Source organism: Mesorhizobium sp. M0166, assembly GCF_040322255.1.
In the GTDB taxonomy this organism is placed as follows: Bacteria; Pseudomonadota; Alphaproteobacteria; order Rhizobiales; family Rhizobiaceae; genus Mesorhizobium.
The window spans coordinates 113,427-132,823 of record NZ_JAMYTD010000011.1 but is presented as its reverse complement, the minus strand read 5'-3'; the positions used below and the strand labels follow the sequence as shown (position 1 = coordinate 132,823).

At 62.0% G+C, this 19,397-nt stretch carries 17 protein-coding genes; all 17 read right to left on the bottom strand.

The genetic code is table 11. The annotated features are described in order from the left end of the window. Window positions 1-8: 8 nt before the first annotated feature. Window positions 9-920, bottom strand: coding sequence for a PAAR-like domain-containing protein (locus tag NKJ46_RS15170; protein ID WP_352665780.1), 912 nt, complete (start codon window positions 918-920; stop codon window positions 9-11). Beyond that, a complete protein-coding gene (locus NKJ46_RS15165; protein WP_352665779.1) occupies window positions 920-1,942 on the bottom strand; it encodes a 3-oxoacyl-ACP synthase in 1,023 nt (340 codons plus the stop codon). The genes NKJ46_RS15170 and NKJ46_RS15165 overlap by 1 nt, the downstream gene beginning before the upstream one ends. Beyond that, window positions 1,939-3,042 (bottom strand): DUF2169 family type VI secretion system accessory protein, encoded by a 1,104-nt coding sequence (locus NKJ46_RS15160; protein WP_352665778.1) that lies wholly within the window; start codon window positions 3,040-3,042, stop codon window positions 1,939-1,941. Before NKJ46_RS15160 ends, NKJ46_RS15165 begins: the two co-directional genes overlap by 4 nt. Next, the gene (gene tagF, locus NKJ46_RS15155; RefSeq protein ID WP_352665777.1) at window positions 3,042-3,569 is read right to left on the bottom strand and encodes a type VI secretion system-associated protein TagF; all 528 of its coding nucleotides are present in this window, start codon (window positions 3,567-3,569) and stop codon (window positions 3,042-3,044) included. The genes NKJ46_RS15160 and tagF overlap by 1 nt, the downstream gene beginning before the upstream one ends. Beyond that, window positions 3,566-7,102, bottom strand: a complete 3,537-nt coding sequence (tssM, locus tag NKJ46_RS15150) for a type VI secretion system membrane subunit TssM (RefSeq protein ID WP_352665776.1) — start codon at window positions 7,100-7,102, stop codon at window positions 3,566-3,568. The genes tagF and tssM overlap by 4 nt, the downstream gene beginning before the upstream one ends. A gap of 1 nt (window position 7,103) precedes the next feature. Continuing rightward, window positions 7,104-8,426, bottom strand: a complete 1,323-nt coding sequence (gene icmH / locus NKJ46_RS15145; protein ID WP_352665775.1) for a type IVB secretion system protein IcmH/DotU — start codon at window positions 8,424-8,426, stop codon at window positions 7,104-7,106. Window positions 8,427-8,430: 4 nt separating this feature from the next. Next, window positions 8,431-9,765, bottom strand: a complete 1,335-nt coding sequence (gene tssK, locus NKJ46_RS15140) for a type VI secretion system baseplate subunit TssK (RefSeq protein ID WP_352665774.1) — start codon at window positions 9,763-9,765, stop codon at window positions 8,431-8,433. A 39-nt stretch (window positions 9,766-9,804) separates the two neighbouring features. Then, a complete protein-coding gene (tssJ, locus tag NKJ46_RS15135; RefSeq protein WP_352665773.1) occupies window positions 9,805-10,260 on the bottom strand; it encodes a type VI secretion system lipoprotein TssJ in 456 nt (151 codons plus the stop codon). A 3-nt stretch (window positions 10,261-10,263) separates the two neighbouring features. After that, window positions 10,264-11,739 carry a type VI secretion system-associated FHA domain protein TagH gene (tagH, locus tag NKJ46_RS15130; RefSeq protein ID WP_352665772.1) on the bottom strand — a complete coding sequence of 492 codons (1,476 nt, stop codon included), beginning with the start codon at window positions 11,737-11,739 and terminating at the stop codon, window positions 10,264-10,266. Beyond that, window positions 11,736-12,797, bottom strand: a complete 1,062-nt coding sequence (gene tssG / locus NKJ46_RS15125) for a type VI secretion system baseplate subunit TssG (RefSeq protein WP_352665771.1) — start codon at window positions 12,795-12,797, stop codon at window positions 11,736-11,738. Before tssG ends, tagH begins: the two co-directional genes overlap by 4 nt. After that, complete coding sequence (tssF, locus tag NKJ46_RS15120; RefSeq protein WP_352665770.1) at window positions 12,761-14,635, bottom strand: type VI secretion system baseplate subunit TssF; 1,875 nt, start codon at window positions 14,633-14,635, stop codon at window positions 12,761-12,763. The genes tssG and tssF overlap by 37 nt, the downstream gene beginning before the upstream one ends. Window position 14,636: 1 nt before the next feature. Then, on the bottom strand, window positions 14,637-15,392 hold the full coding sequence (gene tssE, locus NKJ46_RS15115) for a type VI secretion system baseplate subunit TssE (RefSeq protein ID WP_352665769.1): 756 nt from the start codon (window positions 15,390-15,392) through the stop codon (window positions 14,637-14,639). Beyond that, entirely contained in the window at window positions 15,379-15,840 is a 462-nt protein-coding gene (locus NKJ46_RS15110) for an Hcp family type VI secretion system effector (RefSeq protein WP_023678576.1), read from the bottom strand. The genes tssE and NKJ46_RS15110 overlap by 14 nt, the downstream gene beginning before the upstream one ends. A 46-nt stretch (window positions 15,841-15,886) precedes the next feature. Beyond that, complete coding sequence (gene tssC, locus NKJ46_RS15105; RefSeq protein ID WP_352665768.1) at window positions 15,887-17,389, bottom strand: type VI secretion system contractile sheath large subunit; 1,503 nt, start codon at window positions 17,387-17,389, stop codon at window positions 15,887-15,889. A gap of 2 nt (window positions 17,390-17,391) precedes the next feature. After that, the gene (gene tssB / locus NKJ46_RS15100; protein ID WP_352665767.1) at window positions 17,392-17,928 is read right to left on the bottom strand and encodes a type VI secretion system contractile sheath small subunit; all 537 of its coding nucleotides are present in this window, start codon (window positions 17,926-17,928) and stop codon (window positions 17,392-17,394) included. Between the two features lie 6 nt (window positions 17,929-17,934). Beyond that, window positions 17,935-19,113 (bottom strand): type VI secretion system protein TssA, encoded by a 1,179-nt coding sequence (tssA, locus tag NKJ46_RS15095; RefSeq protein WP_352665766.1) that lies wholly within the window; start codon window positions 19,111-19,113, stop codon window positions 17,935-17,937. Between the two features lie 72 nt (window positions 19,114-19,185). Next, window positions 19,186-19,383, bottom strand: coding sequence for a hypothetical protein (locus tag NKJ46_RS15090; RefSeq protein ID WP_352665765.1), 198 nt, complete (start codon window positions 19,381-19,383; stop codon window positions 19,186-19,188). Between the last annotated feature and the right edge of the window lie 14 nt (window positions 19,384-19,397).

Sequence of the window (19,397 nt, the reverse complement as noted above, 5' to 3'; positions counted from 1 at the left end):
CGTCCTCCTTAGCCCGGAACCGCACAATCGACGGCATTCAAATCGGCTTTGGTACTGACCCCGGCTGCGTACATGAAGTAAATATCCATGATTTCCTCGAGGCATTCCAGCGCTGTCGGATTGGCTTTCAGGCGACTGCAGGCGCTCTTCATAGCGTCCATGTTGTTCTTCTTAACGGTCGCATATTTGACGGTGGTCTTGCCACCGCTCTGCCATCGCGCCGCGTAGACCTTCTGCTTCTGCGACTTGCGGCCATGCTCCGTGGTCGGCGTAGTCCCATCATTCAAACAGACGCAGGGGGCGGAATATTCCGTGTAGTTAGGCCAGTTTGCCGATTTGCCAGTTCGGCCACTCGACACGAAGCACCTGTTTTGAAGAACGTGGTCAGACTGCTTGTTGTCCGAGTTGCAGTGATCGCCCTTGTGTCCGTGCTTGTGGATATTGAGCCCGATTGACTGCAGCAGTGCAACGCAGTTCTGGTTGTTTATCTCCAGCGCGCCGATTTTCGGCCAGGGAGGCGTGTTGGCGTTCGGCGACGCATGGTTGTTGGTGGACAGGTCGGTCATGCGACTTACTGGCTCGCCGTCCGCCTTCACGTTGCCCGACCATGCGACGGCGTATTCCTTACCGGTGTTTACCGACGTTACGACACCCTTCTTCGCCGCACAGCCCGCTTCGGTGCCGCTGGTTTTGGTGTAGTACGACTTATTCTTCTGGGTAATGGTCTGCCCACCGATCTTCACCGTTCCCGTGCCGCTGTCGGTGTCGGAATCAAAACCGAAAGATGGATAGGGCACCGGCACACCTGGCGGTGTTGCTGGATTCTCCGGTGGAGTGAAGCAAACATCCGGAAACGCGGCGATGACTTTGTTTGCTTGCGCTTTGCAGGCGATCTCGAGACCATTTGCGAACACGGTCATTACGCTGCCATTCCAGACAGTACTGCGGCGCCACATGCACCGACGTCGTTCGAAGCTTCCACCAACACGGGATTACCGGGGGCGTAGCCTTTGACTGCCGCCGTGAATGCCATGCCGACCATGAGCGGCACCACCGCGGCGCCGACGTTGCCGAGGGATTCTCCGGGCGACCAAATATCTTGGAATTCGTGCCTGCCGCGCAGCAGGCGCAGACTCGCCAGCGCGCTCTGCTTGAACCAGTATTGCTCGCCAATCAGGTCGGCAATGCGATAGCCGAGCCGGTTCATCTCAATGCCCGTCTCTTCGAAGGCTGCACGATATGCGGCCGTCATCCCGTCTCCGCGCAGCGGCAGATCATTGAGGTTGTAAATCGACGCATTTTCGCGCGAAAGGCCGAGTCCGAGACAACGCAGCTTGCCGTCCCCCGAACGCCCGCACAGCACTGCCGCTGCTGCTTCGCCGGGAAGGAACCCGTTCGGGTTTTGCTCTGTTAGCAGCCGTCCCTCGCCAAGATAGTGGGCGACCGCTGGCGCCGTCAGGTAGCTGTCCACGCCGGCGATCATGACATAAGGTGCCTCGCCTGAGACGATCAGCTTGCGCGCGTGGTCGAGCGCAACGTGCCCCGAGGGGCGACCGTGCTCGACGACGCGGGAGCGCGCGTGAGGTGTTATCTCGACAATCTCAGCGATGCGGCGCAAAAGACGCGAGCTGTCGGCGGTCGCCCGGCCGGGCCGGTCCTTTTCGGACAAGCACAGGACGAGTGCTGTCTGGCCGCGCGCCTCTGGGACGGTTTCGAAAGCTTCGCAAATGGCGCCCGCGGCAAGATGCGCGATGCGTTTTTCACCAACCCAGTTGCGCGGCAGAGGAACCGGTGCCCCGATCAGCCACGTCCCGGCTGGGCCTTGGAATCGCGTCTCACGAAAGCCGTCGAGCCGCGCACGCATCGCGGCGCAGGCCGACGGCGCGTCGAGACCGACAGCGGTGACCATACCTATCGAGACAATGTCGAACGCACCCTTCATGCGTCCTCCTCCTCCTCATCCTGAACGATACCGTTAGCCCGGATAAAGGAGCGACCACTGGCCCGAGCCCGCAGCATGGATTCAGTCGGCGGACCGACCCAGCATTCGGTGAAATCGAGAATCGTGCGAACAATCCGCTGCGACACGCGCCAGACCAGCGAGAAGCGTCTGTTCTCGGGATCAAAGAGCACAGTGTCTGGAAGGATACTTGCGTCGAAAGACTTTTCTCGACCTTTGAATAGCGTCATCGGCAGTGTAGTCTGCGGCAGGCGAAAGCTCACCCGTCCTTCCGGCGTCAGATTGATCAGCGCGACTTCCTCGCCGCCTTTCGGGTGGTCGATCTGCTGGTCCGGTGGCGCCATCTGGAAATAGCGCTCGTCAAAGTCCGGCGGCAAGAATGGAAAAATGTTCGTAGTCCAATTGTCGTCATACGTGCCGCCATATTCGATCCGTCCGGGCCAGCCGCGTCCCATCGGACCAAAACTCATCGGCTTGTAGTCGCCGAACGGCGAGCGGATTTCTTCGCCGACAGCTTGCGTATTGGGCAGCCGTAGGCCGGGAATGAGACGCTGATTTTTAGTCCGCGACCAGCCGGTTCCGACCGGATTGTACTTGTAGCTGGCCGGAAGTTGGTCCTGCGGGTCCAGCCTGTCGACGCCGCCCCAGGCGACGTCATATGATATCGGCAGTTTCAGGAATGGCTGCGGGGCGGTAGAGGTAAACACCGGTCCGATAGCGCGCCACTCGCGGTGGCCGACGACTTCGAACAATTTTGACCAATTGCCGACCTTGATGCCGACCGGTACACGTTCGGCTGGGCGCCCCCCCGGCGCGTATGCAAAGCCGTTGGCGATCACATCACAGCGCGTCTTGCGGAAGGCGAAATCCGTTTCCCATCGGATCGCCGAATAGCCTGGCGCACCGGTGTGCGTGTCGGCCATGACCAGCGGAACCTGTTCCGCCGATTTTTGGACCGGCCCGCCAGTCGTCGCGGGAAAGTCGAACGTGCCCTTCACCACCACGACGATCCACTCATGGCCGGCCTTGTCCATGCCCATGGTGAATTGGTGCGGATAGCCCATCTGGTTCCAGATCTGCATCAGCTGGTCTCCCAGCTTGCCGCGAAGATTTGCTCCAGAGTCGCTTGCGGTGAAAGCGGATCAATGTCGAAAATGTCCGAACACGCTGTCCACATCACCATATCGCTGATGAGATCGTCGCCCGGCTCGACAGGCGGCAGGGGCAGTCCGGCCAGCGCGGCATCTAGTTCGTCCGGCGTCAGCTGACCGTGCTGGGCGGCTATAGCTGCTTCTTCGATCCTGGAAAACCACGCGTCGGCGCGAGCCAACTCAACGGGAACTTCAGGAAGCTGCGCAACAACGCTCAAAGGGAATTGCCTGCCGACCCTGTCGGCGCTCTGCAAAATGATCCCTGCCGATGCGCCGAACGAAGCCGGGCCGGCCAGAAAGCGTAGCACGGTGGTGCGCGGCCAGGTTTCCGAGCTGATCAGCGGCACGAGATGCTGCGCCAGCCAGCGATCCCAGTTGCGGACAAACCCTCCCGGTAGTCGCCGCGCCACGAAATCGCCGGTGGCGGGCATTTTGCCGTAAAAGCCCGGCAGGATCATATCTGCGGCGGACATGAGAACTTCTTGAACATCTGAAGATTGTAGGGGTTCTCGACACTTGCGGCCTTGAGTTGGAAATCGGCGTACATGCCTTTGGTGCCCAGGCGCAGGCTGTAGACGTCCGACAACGAGGTGCCGGTGAAGCGACCGCTGCGCAACATTCTCAGCCACGCCCAGCTGCCGGTCTCGTTGAGCAAGATCTCGGGCGAGCCATCGATCGGCTGGAAGGCAAGCGAGATGACGCCCGTGCCGTCCTTGCCGGGCCAGGTCATCGGCTGCGGCCTCGTTGCGTTGTTATAGTAGACGAGGTTCTGGCCATCGAGATTAAGTGTCACGCGCGCGACATTGGGCGACAAATCCTTCGGCTCGAGTGTGAAGCTCATCAGCGGGCCTGTACCGCCCGGAAAGAGATCATCGCGGATCCGTCTTGCCTGTTCGAACGCGGCCAGTGCCGACGGGTCGAGGCCGAAATCGGCACGCCATTTCCATGGCTGCGCCGACGTGTCGACATAGCTGATCAGATGGTCGTTGATGAAGGTGTCGATCAGCCCTGCCGGTCCGAACAGACGGGCGAAGTCGCGGACATTGACGTCTACGGCGCTGTCAGGGCTGAAAGGATAGCGGTTGTTGAGTGCTGCCTGGCAGAACGGCAGGATGTCGGCGCGCCAGATGGCGTTGAGCTCCGAGGTGACCGCCTTCTGTGTCAGGCCGCTAGTATCGCCGGCAATACCGCCCAACCAATCATCGATCGGGTCGGGCAGGATCTGCGCCTGCCTGGCAACCGCTCCAGTCAGTTCGGCGAGGCCGCCCTGCTTCTTGATGGCGTCCTGAGGATCGGGATTGGCCGTCACCGTCTGCAGCACGTTGGACAGTGCGGTAAGCGCGACAATGGCGGCGTCGAGCGCCGGCGGCTGGCCGTCGACCTCGGCAATGGCACCCTTGAGCGGCTTGAAATGCTCGGCCACCAGACTACCGGTAAGATCCACCTCGTCAGCGGAGCCGGCACGTGGCAAAAGCTTTGCTCCGGTTTTTACGATCTTGCCAAGCTTGCCCAACTTGCCAAGCAGTTTCGAGCCTCCTGCCGCCGCTGCCTTGTCGTTTGCCGGCGCTTCATCGGACCGCGTAAGCTCGGTCTCCTGGACCACCGCGGTGACCAGGCGCTTCAGCGCGGAGTCGGCACTTGAAAGATCTTTGAGGTTCTCACTGGCGACGTTGAGATCGGTCAATGGCGCAAGCCTCATATCGCGCAGGAAGCTGTCCCATTGCGCGATGTAGTCGTCGTAATAAAGCTTAAGAATATCCTCTGATAGCGCTGACACCGAGGTTTCCGAATTTTCCGAGCAGCCGCCGGCGAACACCGCCCGGTCGAGTGCTGCCTGGGCGGCGACATCCTCGACCCGGTCGAGAATGGCGTCATGGAAGCCGGCATAGGTAAACGCTCCCGAAATGCCGACCCTAAGCGTCTTGTCGGAACGCCGCGCAAAGACCTTGGCGCCGTTGGGGCCGGCGAAGTTGGCAGGAATCCATTCCTTGAGCGCAGTCACCGCCGGGTCGGCCAGCAATTGCTTATAGGCACGCGCCGGCAAAGAAATCGTGCAGACGGTTTTCAGTGCCTCCGCAACCAGCGCCTGGTCCGGAGCGATATAACTGGCGTCAACCGCCATGCGACGGATCGCGGCAAGCTGGTGCTGTTCGGCGTCAGCTGTCGGAAAGGGGGCAGCCGCGGCGAATTCGGGCAGACTCTTGACCCACCAGCTCTGGGCGAAGTCCGGATCCATCTGAGAAAGGCCAGTCATCATGCGATAGGTCTTCAGCGCGCCAAGCATGAAGTCTGGGTCGCGGATCTGCCGCCACATCGTCGCCTCGAGCAGCGACACCATGTGCGGCTCGAGAACGTTGCGCAAAGCATGGTCGTAAGTGTCGGTCTGTGCCCGGACCAGTTCCGCCGAGGCTGATGGCCCCAGCAAATCCTGTGCCGCGGCAGGCGGCGGGGTGCGGGCATTTGCGACTTCATCCATCGCACTGAGGGCGCCATCGATCGCAGGCTGTTCTACGGATGCCGGGTTCGCCGCGGCCGAGGTCAGTGGCGTCTGCAGCGCCTCGAACTGGCTTGCCTGGGCCGTGATCGCGTTGCGGTTGTCGTAATAGGACCAGGTGAACAGTCCGCTGACTAGCAGGGCGGCTGCGGCACATGCGGCGGCCGCGCCACGCCAGATCCAGGCACGGCGGCGTTGCGCCAGCGGATCGAAGGTGCCTAGGCCGGCTTCCTTGAAGATGACTTCTGTAAGCAGGTTCTTCAGGAAGAAGCTGCGTTTTTCGACACGCGGCGCGGCCAACGCCCGGCGCGGCGGAAGGCCAAAGGAGGCAGACAGCGCCGCGGTCAGCCGATCGATCGGCGCCCCTTCCTGGGTCGCCGACGTCAGATAAAGGCCACGCAGCCAGGCGGCCTCCTCATACCGGCTTTCCCCGAACATCGCCTCGATCAGTACCTGGATCGGCTCGGACAGGCTGGCGAGTTGGGCGGGAAACCTGAAGATTTCTGCGCGGGCAGCAAGCTTATCTTCATCCTCCAGCCGGGGCACCAGCCGCCGCTCGAGCTCGGTTGCTAATGTCGCGATTTCCCGCTCGATGGTCTTTGCATCGATATGCGCGTCGAGTGCGAACGTAGTCCCCCAGACCTGCTCGCGCGCAGCGGTCGACAAACCGCCGAAGAAAGCCTCGAATCCCTTGATCAGGTCGGCTTTGGTCAGCATCAAATAGACCGGAAGTCGGATTTCAAGGCGGTCGTTGAGCTCGGCCAGCCGACGGCGGATCTTGCGGCCATGCGCCTTGATGGCGTCGTCGCCCTCCGAAAGCACATCGATCGAAAGCGCGACGATCACACCGTTGAGCGCGCGACGGCCCCGGTGCTTCTTCAAAAGGTCGAGGAAGCCCAGCCACTCCACCGCGTCGACGTCGGGTTGGCTCTCCTGTTGGACATAGCGGCCTGCAGTGTCGATCAGAACGGCGCTCTCCGAAAAGAACCAGTCGCAATTGCGCGTGCCGCCGACCCCTTGCAGGTCGTCGGTCAGGTCGATCGGAAAATTCAACCCCGACTGCCGCAAGGCTGTGGTCTTGCCGGTGACCGGCGGTCCGACGATCACGTACCAGGGCATCTCGCGCAGGAACTTGCGACCGCCCAGTTTGCGGCGCTTCAACTCGGCCATGACCTCGCCGAACTTGGCTCCGACGGCAGCGATATTCTCTTCGCCGGGGCTGAGTGGCTTCTCTACCGCCGGCGCGGCGATTTCGGCGACGAACATACGGTTGGCACGGATCGCCCGACGCTGGGCAGCGATCAGCCAGATCAGCCAGAAGATGACCAGCAGCGCGATGATGACGATACGCACATTGTCGGAGGCGAAAGGGTCGTAGGGGCCGACCCTGACGATCGGCCCGAATACCCAGATCACAAAGGAAAGCAGCGTGATGCCAATCAGTGTCCACAGCCAGCGTGATGTCAGGACCGCCCAGAGGAAGCGCAGGATGAACATCTCACAGCCTCTTTTCGACCAGCACCTCAACGCGCCGGTTCAGGGCCCGGCCCTCGCGCGTGCCGTCATCGGCCACTGGATCCGTGGCTGCCCGGCCCTCGGCATGGACGCGTTCCTGCGGCACTCCGTTTTGCACCAGCATGTCGGCAATGGTCTGGGCGCGAGCCTCTGACAGTCGCTGGTTGGTCGACAGCGGATTGGTTCTTTGCAGAGGAACGCCGTCCGTATGTCCGACCACGGTGATGTTGCCGATCAGGTCCCGATTGGCCAAGATCACCTTGGCGATCGAGCCGATCAGCGGCTCGAATCCTTCCGTCAGTGTTGGCCGCGAGGACTGGAACAGTTCGGGATTGGAGGCCTGGATGACCAGCTTGGCCAGCGAAACGCTCTCTGTGCCGCTCAGAGCCGATCTGAGATTGCCCGGCGCGCCGGCCTCAAATTCGGGCAGCAGCGCGAAATCCACAGTCTCCGGCGGCGGGACATCGACGGTTGGCGATACGCGGCTTATGTCGCCACGGGTCGGCGGCGGCAATGCGCGGACCAGCGCTGAAAGCTCCACCGCCTGGGTGCTTAGTCCCATCGAGAGCCCGACATAGGTCGCGGTGGCGATGACCGCCGCCGCCAAGGCCATCACCCAGATCGGAACGATGAAGCGCTGCGGCTCGTCGGATGCGATGACCCCTTTCCAGTTCGGCGACAGCGGTCCATTTTCGGCGTCGGCATCGCGCAGGAAACGTGCCGCGGCTACACGAACGGCATTGAGGGAGCGATCGCCCGACCGGCCGGGCACGCGATACTTGCCGCGAAAACCGAGTGCCAGGCAGTCATACTGAAGTTCCAGCAATTCGCGGTCTCGGTTCGGATGGCGTTCCAGTTCGTCGAGCCGTGTGAAGAACTGCGTGCCGGCGTCGACATCGCCGCGCAACATGACCACAAGCGGCTGACGCGGCCATGCGCTGGCCCCGCCCCAGGGCGTGTTCAGGGCCAGATCGTCGAGCAAGGCCGCCACCACCCAGGCTGCCTGATCGGCCCGCTCCATCGACGACCCCGCCGCCATTGCGGTGTCGCGTGCCCGAACCAGTTCTTCGAGCAGCCGGGTACGCAACACTTCCGGATTCTCCGGTGGCAGCGCGCTTTCAAGCTCAGGCGCAAACTCGAGCAGGGGCGCGAAGGCGTTGACAAGGCCGTTCGGGTGGGTGCGCGAGCGTTTAACCGGCCCGCCCGGCAAGGATGCCGCCATCGGTCGCGGCATCGGCGTGCCGGTCAGCCTGATGCGAGTGCGTTCGCGATCCTCCGAAAGTCCGAAAGGATCATCCCGGCTCATGGTTTCACCTGTTCACCGAATAGCAGTCCACCTGCGGTTCACTCGGCAGTACACCCGAAACGCCAATAACGAAGCCTGGGGCACCGAGCAGCGATGCCCAGTGCTCGCTTTTCTGGTCGAGCTCAAGGCACAGCCGATCGCCGTCGTAAGGAATCTCGCGCGGCTGCGAATGAAGCGGTTTCAGCGGGATGCCGGGCAGGCGGGACTTCCACAGGCCCTCGAACTCATCCGCCGAGCCTACGGTCGCCTGGTTGACGAATATCTTGCGTAGCGCGTCCTCCGACAGTTCCGAACCGACCCGGATGACGATCCGGCTGGCCACCAGCAGCTTCGGATTGTCGATGCGGATTTTCCAAACATTGGTCGAATGGCGCATGACGGGTAGTGCGCGCGATTTCGGCTCGATGTAGCGCAGGCTCAGGATCAGTGAGCGCAATGCATCCGCCAGCGCCGAAAACGGCGGGCCGGGCGCCATGTGATCGTAAGCCGGCAGCTCGCCCAGTCGCCGCGCGCTCGAGCCGTAGGTCGCCATCGAGCCGGCAAGCCCGGCCAGTTCCAGGTAAAGTTCGGCCGGATGGAAAACATCCTGCGCCAGCATATGGGCCAGTCGCGGACGCGCCGCGTTGGCGAGGTTGAGCATCAACAGGTCTTCGACGCTGCGCCCTGGCCCGCCCATGACCATCTTGCCATGCGCCTCGGCGATCTGGTCGAGGCCTGTGACAACTTCCAGAAGCAGTTGCCGATACCAGGCCACTGCACCAGTCACTAGGGCCGGTGGCAGGAACGTCTCGTCCAGCGAAACGCCGCCATCGGCACGAACCCCCTTGACGTCAGCTATCGGCAGGGCGGTATAGCCGCCGACCGATTTGCCGGGTGCAAGCAACAGCGATTGCGGCCGAGCGATTTCGATTTCTTCGGGGTCTGAACCGCCCTGGACGGCATCGCGCACCGAAACGATCCGTCCATGATAGCGCGCACCGCTGGGCGGCGCATGCGCCGGATCGAAGCCAACCCCGCCGGCCGGCTCGAGCGGCAAGGCGACCAGCACCGGGCCGGCGCCCGTATCCGGGGTGACCGGCAGCGGACGCGGCGCGTCCATCAGATCCGGAATGGAGAAGGGGGTTCCGTCCGGGAAAATGCCTCGTGCAGACAGGATCGAGATCTGGCCGGCATCGAGCAATGCCTTATCCAGGGTCAATTGCTGAAAGCCGAACGTATGCAGCTGGCCGGCCTGCAACGCGCCGCGCACAGTCGCCTCAAAGAAACGATCCTGCTGCTGGAAATGCTGGGTCCGCAGAAAAAGGCCCTCGGACCACAGCACCCTGTTTGCATCGCTCATCCGGCTACTCTCTGCATCGAGCTCCCCTTGCCTTGGCCGTCAGGCGGAAATGCCGCCGCTGCCGAGTGTGACATTGACCGTAAAGTTTGATCCGGGCGAAACCGATTTGGTGGTCCGCCAGTTTCGCCCGCCAGGCTCACGGATAAGTGCAACGAAGCCCAGGGCCGTCGCATCCGGTTCAACTGTAATGGTCTTGGTCGCGGTTTTTCCAGGCCCGACAGCAATCTGGTCGGATCCGATGAGATCGCCTGCCAGTGCCGAGCCGGCATCCCCCTGCAAGGCAAAGTAGTCGGCGGAGTTGAACTTACCGGTGCTGCGCAGCCGCATGACCAGCACTGTCACTGGCCGGTCGCCGCCGCCTGGTCCAGGGTTCATGCCGGCCGCTCCTGTCAGCTTCACGGTGATGACCGACGGTTTTGGCGGCCCGGCGCTTTGACAGGCCGTAAGCAGCCCGGTCGCACCCAAGGCAACGATAAATTCGCGTCGATCGATCATGTCTTACTCCTCCTCATATGCATCCCGAAAATCGGCGCCGATTTCGCCGAGAAAGCTCTTTTCTGCGCTCTCGGCGATTTCACGATGGCGTTTCTGGTAAAGCTCCCACAGCTTGGCGCCGCGCCCGCCCGACAACAGGGTGCCGATCGCGGAACTCGATTTCAGCTCTTCTTCAATGGCAGCCGGCTCAAAACGGTCGACCATCCGCCGCAAGGCGGCCTGCACGCCGCGCCAGGCCCGCACGTGATGTTGTGCAAGGTCGCGAACCGCATCCGCGATTGCCGCTTCGCCGGCGAGAAACCCGGGGCTGCGTTCGGCAATAAGCGTCACGATTGCGTCGTCGACCGTCGGCAGAAACTTGAGTGGATTGACTTCGGAGGCTCCGACCATTGTCTGGGCAACGCGGGCATTTCCTTTTTCTTCGGCGCGCTTGCGCAGCAGCTGCATCAATCCTTCCATCATAAGCCGATATTCGCGGCCGAACTTCTCCATCTCGGCGACGGCGTCGCGCCCGGGAAAATCGGCTTCCGCGACACCCATACCGCGCAGGAATGCGGTGCGAAGCGCCATGTCGGCGTGCTGCCTCGCAGGCGGCTGGCTGGCGGGGCTGGCGGCTGCGCCTGCCCGCATTGGGGGAGGGGCATCTGCCGCTCGCACGGGCAGGTCCCAGGAATTGGCCGCTTGCAGTGGCTGGGCGTCGCGCTCGCGCTGCCCGGTTGAGCCGGCGCCGCTTCCCGGGTTGGGCGCCGCGGCTGGACCAAAACCGAAGTCGTCATTGAATTCCGGCAGCTTTGCCGTCGCGGGCTCCGTTGAGCCGTTGGGGAACGCTCCCGACTCGAGGCCAAATGGGTCTGTCTGCTTGGGTGCGCTGGCTGGTTCTGGATAGTCTGCGGTGCCTTTGGACACCGGTGTTGCGACCGGATCGAGGCTGAACGGGTCGTCGAAAGCAGGCGAGCTGCGCTGTCTGGAATTGGCGCGCTCGAACGCTCCCGGGATCGGCTGCTCGAACGGGTTCGGCAGCTCGGCTGGACGTGGCCGCTGCGGCTCCTCTTCCACGGCGGCTGAAAAGAAATCGTCACGGCCGATGCTGACCGGCGCCCGAGACGCCGGCGGTGAGCGCTCCGGAACTGGCGCGGCGGCTGCTGCTGTGGCTTGGGCACTCGACGTCTGCAGATCGACATGCACGATGTAATCGCCCAGTTTCAGCCGCATGCCATTGCGAAGACGCGTCGACTTGCCTGCGCCGAGCGGGCTGTCGGAGTCGTCTATGAACAATCCGCTGCTCGACGTATCGGTGACGAAATATCCGTCGCGCCCACCAGTGATCCTGCAATGGGCGCGTGAAACGAACATATCGGGATCGTCGATCTGCCAGCCGGCGTCCACGCTGCGGCCGATCACCAGTTCCCCCTCGTCAAGCCGGGTCTGCCGTACCGCTTGGGTGCGTGGCCCTTGCTCCAGCGTCAGCAGCAGACTCATGCCGCGACCTCCGCCCCTTCCTGCCGCCAGCCGACTAATGTCCGCAGCCGCATGTCGTCAGCATCGCCCCTTTCAGCGGGCCGCGCAAGCCACGCGGTCCGGGCGAGTTGTACGGTTCCAATACGCGGCGGCGGAACGGCATCGCGCGCCAGCACGATGCGCAGATCGACGTCGAGCGATTCGCCGACCATGTCGCTAACGGCTTGCTTGAACAATTTGAGGCGTTGACCGCCCGGCAGGAACGCCTTGAACTCCTCATAGCCCAGCGGGCCGATGCGGAGCTCGATCCTGCTTTGACGGTTGAAGACGCGCGGACCGATCGTAGCTCCCCGACCGAGCCCTGCGTAGGCTTTGCCAAGTCGGGTCTGGAGCGCGGCTGGTATGGTCATCCAGGCAGCGATGAACTCCCTGATCTGGACCGGCACCTTGAACGCCTCAGCCAGGAACAGCGTCAGTCGCTCGGGGCCGTCAACCTGATTGGCAAGCGAAGCGGCCTGGCGCAGCTTCACTGCGTCCAGTTCGGGGTTGTGGGTGCCGGGAAGCCCCATTCCCGCCATGGCTTCAAGCATGGCGCGAACGCGCCCACCTACCGGGCGCTCGACCTGAACCGCCGGATGCGCATCCGCCCACGCCCTGTAATACAGCGCAATCATGCGGTTCTGAAGAATGTTGACGAAGTCCATGAACGTCGTGTCGCTGGTCTGCTGCGCATCGGCGCCGGTGAACCAGCGTTGCGACAGGCGATCGAGCACCCAGCGCGTCAAATGCAGGGGCATCGGACCTTCAGGTCCCATTAGACCAATGTTTGCGACCGTGACCCGAGCGGGCGCTTTGTCAGTCGCTTCGCGGAATTCTGCCAAGTCCTTGGCGGAAAACCTGAGACGGACATGCTGCCCGAGCCGCGAGGGCTCGCGCTCCGGCGGGCCGGAATAGCCGAACAGCCCGCCTCTTCGTTCGAGTCGCCGCAACAACTCGAAGAAGTCGAATGCATCCGACAGCTCTTCTGACGGGCCAGGCTTGTCTAGATCAGGTAGCGATTGCCGGGCGTCATCGGCCATGGCACATCCTCCTGCTTTTGCAGCAGCCATGTGCGGGTTCGCACAAAGCCGTTTATTCCGGCATGACGGGCAAACAGCCGTGCCAGCAAGGCCGAAAGCAGCAAGGTGCTCTGCCCCGCCAGAACTGATTGATCGACATGCAATGTCACCTCGGTGCCTCGTCCGAAGCACATCGGCCCATCGATCTGCAGCCGTTCGATGACCGACCGGGAGTCGATGCGCACGATCGAGTGCACATTGCGGGCGAGGCTCGGGTCTCCCCTGTCGGCGTAAAGCTCAAGCAGCGCATGCAGCGGATCGACGCCGCGACCTTCCTTTGCAAGGCTTAGAAAGTTGAGCGCGAGCTGCGCTACAAGCCGCCAGGCGAGATTGTCGGCTCGCGATTCACCCGCCGCGCCCGCCGGCAGCGCTGCGGGGATGGCTGGGCGAGGCGGGCGCAATGCGCCGAGAAGCCGGATCGTTTCGACCGGATCGCCGGCTTCCAGAGTCAAGGTAGGGTTGTCGTCAAGAATCGGCAGATCGCGGTTGGTGCAGAGCGCCACGATGTCGACGCGCTTCAGCGGCCGGTTCGCTGGACTTTCCGCCGGACGTGAAATCGCCAGGAAAACGTCATCGCCGGTGTATGAAGTGCGGGTGAGGCCGTCGCGCCGTTCCTCCTCCGTCGGGCGGCGTGGGCGCCGTTCGGTGGAATAAACCCAACCGCTGCCGCGGTTCTGTCCCAGGCTGAAGAGCTCCGGGATTGCGGCGTCGCTCCCCTCGCTGTCGGCGTCCTCGACGCGGACAACCCGATAGATTTCGAAGTCCCGCGCTCGCGTGCGGTCGGCATGCAGCACCTGCCGCGTCTTGCGCGGATCGAGCTCGACGACGTTGCACTCACGTTCGAACAGATTGATGATCGGCGTTGCGAAAAGTTCAAAATCGGCCGCCGTCACATCAGCAAGTTCAGGGACCGGACGTCTGAAGATGAAGATGATCTCGAGTTCGGCTGTGCACGTGCGCACGATGGGCTGCAATCCCGAAACCCGAGCGTAATGAAAACGCTCCGGCATCATGAAATATTCGCGCAGAAGACGGTACCCTTCGAAGGTCGGACGTGTACGAGGCATCAGCGCCTCGTCATCGTTGATGCCGACCATTTCAGGTACCGGCAACGGCGAGATCGGGTTGGCTTTGCCTTCCGGCCGTGCACCAAGGGCCGAGCAGGCGCCGAAAATCGCGTCGAAAAGCAGTGGTGCCTTGGTGCGCGCGGAAAAGTAGAGATCAAGCCGGTCCAGCGACAGTTCGTCGAGCTTGCCTTTTCCGGTACGAGCCAGTGTGATGCGAAGCGCCGCCTCGCCATTCACACCGCCGATCCGAGCGATGCCGGCGGCAGCCAAGGCGCTGCGATCCTGAAAATAGCCGACCGAGGTGATGGCAATCGGCCACAGCGTGATGTCCTGGGCGGTGGTGAACGTGCAACGCGTCGACAGGCCTGGCAGGAGGCTGGAAACCAGACGCGTTTTGCGCTTGACGACATGGCCCCCAATCATTGTCTGGACCTGCTGGCCGGGTTTGAACACCACCATGGCCGTTGCCGGCGCCGGCGTGACAAGATCGGGATAGAGAACATCAAGGACGGCGCGCGAGAAACGCGAGCGTTCCGCATCGACCTTGAGCCGGGTCCGCGCGGCCAAGAAAGCAACGCCGTCAAGCAGCCGCTCGACGTAAGGGTCCGGACAGGGGACCGTATCGAGTGAAAGGTTGCGCGCCACCGCCGGATGCATGTCGGCAAATTCTGCCGCGAGCGCGCGGATATGGGTCAGTTCCTCCTCGTAATATTCTACGAAGACCCGGTCCATCTCAGGTTTCCCTAAATTCGGTCCGAGCCAAGCCGTTATCGAGATTGATCGTGGTGCGCAGGCGCATGCGTTCGGGCGTCGGCGTCATGATCAACACCGCATCTATCTCGATCTTCAGGCCCACGGTCTTGTCGCCAAGGGTTACCGTAACCTTTGTTGCACTGTCCTTGAGACGCGGCTCGAAGGTGGCAAGCACCGAGCGGATCTCGCGCGCAAGGGCCTCGCGATCAAAGTCGCGGGAAGAACGGCCCGAGAAGGAAGGCACTCCGTAATTGACGACGCTGCGACGCACCTCCGGAAAATCGGCCAGCGACGGCGGGTTGTCCGCGGCCTGTTCGCTTTCAAGGTCGGTAAGAAGCGGAACGGCCTCGAAGCGCTCGGTGTTGAACAAAGCCTCGACGTCGCGCCGCACGGCTTCCTTGAGCACACGAGCCGACACCACTACGCCGCGGCTTTCGATTTCAGCGCGGTGCTGGCTCTGAAAGGCCAGGCGGTGCAGACGCCGCTTCTGGTCGGCCGTCAACTCCGCGTCGGCATCGATGAGCCGCGCACTGGCCGCAACCAGATTGTCCAGCCGCTCCGCGCCAAGCTCGTCCTGCAGTGCCTGGCGCAAACCGTCTATCTCGGAGGTCATACCCGGCAGATCGTTTACCAAGCGGTCCCACAGAGAGGGCTGGACCGCTTCGCGCTTTGCTCGCGAGCTGCCGCTACCCAGCGACTTGTCCGCGCCGGGCCGCCGGGCCTCACTTGCCGACATAGACATCCATTTCGATTTCGTCGTTGTCGTCGTAGACGAACTTTATTTTCTTGTAGGCAAAGCTGACCTCTTCCTCGATCAGGTCCTCCTCATCCTCGGCCTGCGACATGTCGTATTCCATGATCGAGGCGTCGGTGAGTGTGACGACTAGGTAATCCTTGGTCTCGCCATCAATGGTCCGCCGTGCCGAAAACACGACTTCGTCCAGGGCCTTGTTTTCGAACAGCGCCTTTTTCAGGTAGGGCGAGGACTTGTCATAATGCTTGGTGAACTTGATCATACCCAAGGACACACGACCGCGGCGCGAGAGCGAATTTGGATCATAGGGTGCGATCATCTTGTAATCGACGCCATGGATTTCGATTTCGTCCTCATGGCCATCACGGGTGCTTGGACCCTTGATATCCGGAACCTTTAGAAAGCCATCAATCTTCGTATTTGTGGGCATTGTCTTTCTCCACCGCTTTCAAAAACCAAGATGTTGTTGCTACAAATCAAGTCTTTACGGACGGAAGTTCCGAAACCAGCCGGAGCGAGGCATTGATACCTTCCAGCTGATAATGCGGGCGCAGATAGAAGCGGGCATTGTAGTAGCCGGGGCGTCCCTCCACGCTGTCCACCTGAACCTCGGCGGCGGCGAGCGGGCGCTTGGCGCGCGCCTTGTCGTCGGCAAAGGCCGGGTTGGCCAGCACATACCGGTTGATCCATTCGGTCAGCCAGATCTGCATGTCGGAGCGCTCCTTGAACGAACCGACCTTGTCGCGCGCGATCGCCTTGAGGTAGTGGGCAAAGCGCGAGACCGGGAAAAGGTAGGGCAGGTTGGCGCTCAGCCGCTCGTTGGCCTGCGCATCGGGGTCAACCAGCCGTCCCGCCCTTGTCTCGTCGTCCTGGAGCGAATGGGCGCCAATAAAGGCGGCGAGATCGGTGTTCTTTCGGTGCAGGATGGGCATCAGGCCGAGCTTGGCCAGCTCCGCCTCGCGCCGATCGTCGATGGCGACCTCCGTCGGACATTTCATCGCTATCGAGCCATCATCGGTCGGGAAGCTGTGCACTGGCAGGTTGAGGACCGTGCCGCCATTTTCGACGCCGCGGATCTGCGTACCCCAGCCATAGAGCTTGTGGCTGCGGTTTATGTTCACGCCCATCGGGAAGGCGGCGTTCATCCAGACATATTTGTTGTGGTCGCCATGCACCTCCTCCTCGAAGGTGAAGCCCTTCACCGGAACCGTATCGGTGCCATACGGCAGCCGCGCCAGAACGCGAGGCATGGTCAGGCCGATGTAGCGTGCATCCTCGCTCTCGCGCAGCGACTGCCAGGAGGCATAGGCGGGGTTGGAGACGATCTGCTGCAGGTCCTGCGGGTTCGGCAATTCCTGCCAGCTATCCATGCGGAACAGGCGAGGCGAGGCAGCTGCGATAAAGGGCGTGTGCGCTGAGGCGCAGATGCCGGAGATGTTGCGCAGCAGACCGACGTCGCGCGGGTGGTTGGAGAATTCGTAGGCACCGATCACACAGCCGATCGGCTCGCCGCCAAGCATCGAATATTCGTCCGTGTAGACTTTCTTGAAGATAGGGCTCTGATCCCACATCTGGCCCTCATAATCCTCAAGCGTGTCGGCCAGCTGCTCCTTGGAGATGTTCATCACCCGGATCTTCAGCTTCTGATCCGTCTCGGTATTGTTGACGAGATACCACAGGCCACGCCATGTGCCCTCCATTTCGCGCACTTCCGGCGCGTGCAGGATCTCGTTGACCTGTTCGGAAAGCATCTTGTCGATTCCGGCAATCAGCGACTTGATCGACTTGATCGCATTCGACGAGATGGTCGTGGTGTCGGAACGCGATTGCGCTGCAAGTGCGAGATTGCGCACCAATTGCTGCAGCTTTTCGCTGTCGTCCTTCTTGACCTTGAAATCCTTCTCGAGTAGCCCGCTGAATTCTCCAAGATCGATGGTTTCCGCCTCGGCGACGGCGGCGGTTTTTTGCTGTTCGGCCATGGTCATTCCCCTGCCTTGTCGTCCGCCAGCGCCTGGCTGGCGATCTTGCCAAGCAGCGGTTCATTGTTCAGCAGTTGCGCGATGCGCTTTTCGGCGTCGACGCGCCCGTCCATGAAGCCGAGAAGTTCCTCGAGCTGGCGGCGCATCTTGAGGATTTCGGCCAATTGGGGCACCTGCTCGGCAATCTTGTCCGGCGCGAAATCGCCCATCTTGGTAAAGGTAAGGTCGAGCGCCAGCTCCTCGTCCCGCTCGGCGCCTTCGGCCTGAGGCAGCGTATTCTTCACGCGGGCTTTCACGCGTGGTCCAAGTGCCTCCATGAAACGCGGAAACCGGTTCGCATCGGTCTCGACAAAGGAGCGGTCCAGCACTGACTTCGCCGCTTCCTTCGTCTGCGAAGCCCCCGAAAGATCGGCCATGACAGCCATGACAAACGGCAGCTCGATTGTCGTTGGACTGCCATAGGTTTCCACGTCGTAGGCGATCTGCACCCGCGGCGCGCGATTTCGTTCGATGACCTTGGCTTTGCTTTCGGCTGGCATTGCTTGCTACCTTTCATCCTTCTGAGCCGTCTTCTTGACATCGGGAACGCCGGCAAGAAGCCGGAACTCCTTCAGTCCCGACGGGGCGAGGTCTTCCATCAGTTCAACAAAATCCATATGCACCATCCGGCGCACACGGCGGGCGAGGTGGGGAATCGGGCTCGACGGTTCGGTGCGGTCATAGAAGGCGACGACGAGGTCCAGGCATTTCACCACGTCGTCGCGGGAAGTGATCCGGTCGGGGAGTCCAGCGCTCGAGTCCGCGTAACTAGCCACACTTGCCATAGTATCGGCTCCATGACCGTTTCGAGCAGGCATTGCCGGTTCTGCAGGCGAAGGGGGCGGCTTTGCCGAGCCATTCGCCATCGCGCCGGCAGCCGAGTTGCGCTCGAGGGTTGTCAGCAAACGCTGCAGGAACCGTTTTAATTCCGGAATGGTGGTCCCGCCGCTGCCTTCAAGGCGAGCGTTGAGGGCTGTCTCGACGGCTTCGAGTGCCGCGACCGCCGCGCGCGCATCGGCGATGAGCGACTGCATTTCCTCATTAGCTTGATCCGCCTGTGCCGCGCACCCGGCACGAACCCGGTTCAACAGTTGTCCGTGCGCACTGACAAGCGCTGCCTTTTCGGCCGCATTCAATCCTGACGCTGCTTCTTGCAGCATGACGCGGTCGTCGAGTGCAGCGTGTTCCAGGTCGCGTCCGCTGATCGGCCCGATTGAGCGTGGCGCAAAGAAAGTCATTTGCCGCAGGTTGGCCAGCATGCCGTCCTGACCATTTTGAAGGTCGAGCAGCGCGTTGATGCGGCGCAACGCGGCCTCGCGAGGCGACGTGTTGGGCCGCAGCGCCGGGTGCATGGTTTCCCAATGCTGGTCGAATGTCCGCCCAATAAGCGCCAGACCCTGCGCCAAGCCGGCCAGTCCCTGCTCGTTGGCCAGTGCGCGTGTGACAATGACAATCAGGCGCAGGTCGCGACCACGCGCGCGCAATTCCTCGGCCTTGGTGAGCACTGCTGGCCAGTCGACTGGAATGGTGCTTTGCGAGACCGGCCTGTTGTTGCCGTCATGGACAACCTTGACCTGGGGCTCCGTCAGGCGCTCGAGTTCGTGAAACGCCGGATCGTTACGCAAATCCTCTCCGGACGGATTTTCACCGTCGAGCGGAGCAAGCCAGAGTGCGACGTCGATCACACCGATCCCCCAGTCACCGGCCCTGAGGCCGACCTGCCCCTACGTTATCACACGGTTGCGCTTTTCCACAATTCAGCGAGTGCGGAAAAAATTAACAAAAGCTAATGCAGCCTTGTCTTGATTGTGAAATCCGGTGGCGTGATCGCCGAGCCCTGAATCGGGAATGCGTCGTGGCGGGATGTCGGGTCCCTCGTTGTTTGCGGCCACGATGCGGGATCTTCCACCAATGGTGGGAGCCCGCATAATCGGTGCATCGAAACCTTTGTTCATCACGCACTTTGTCA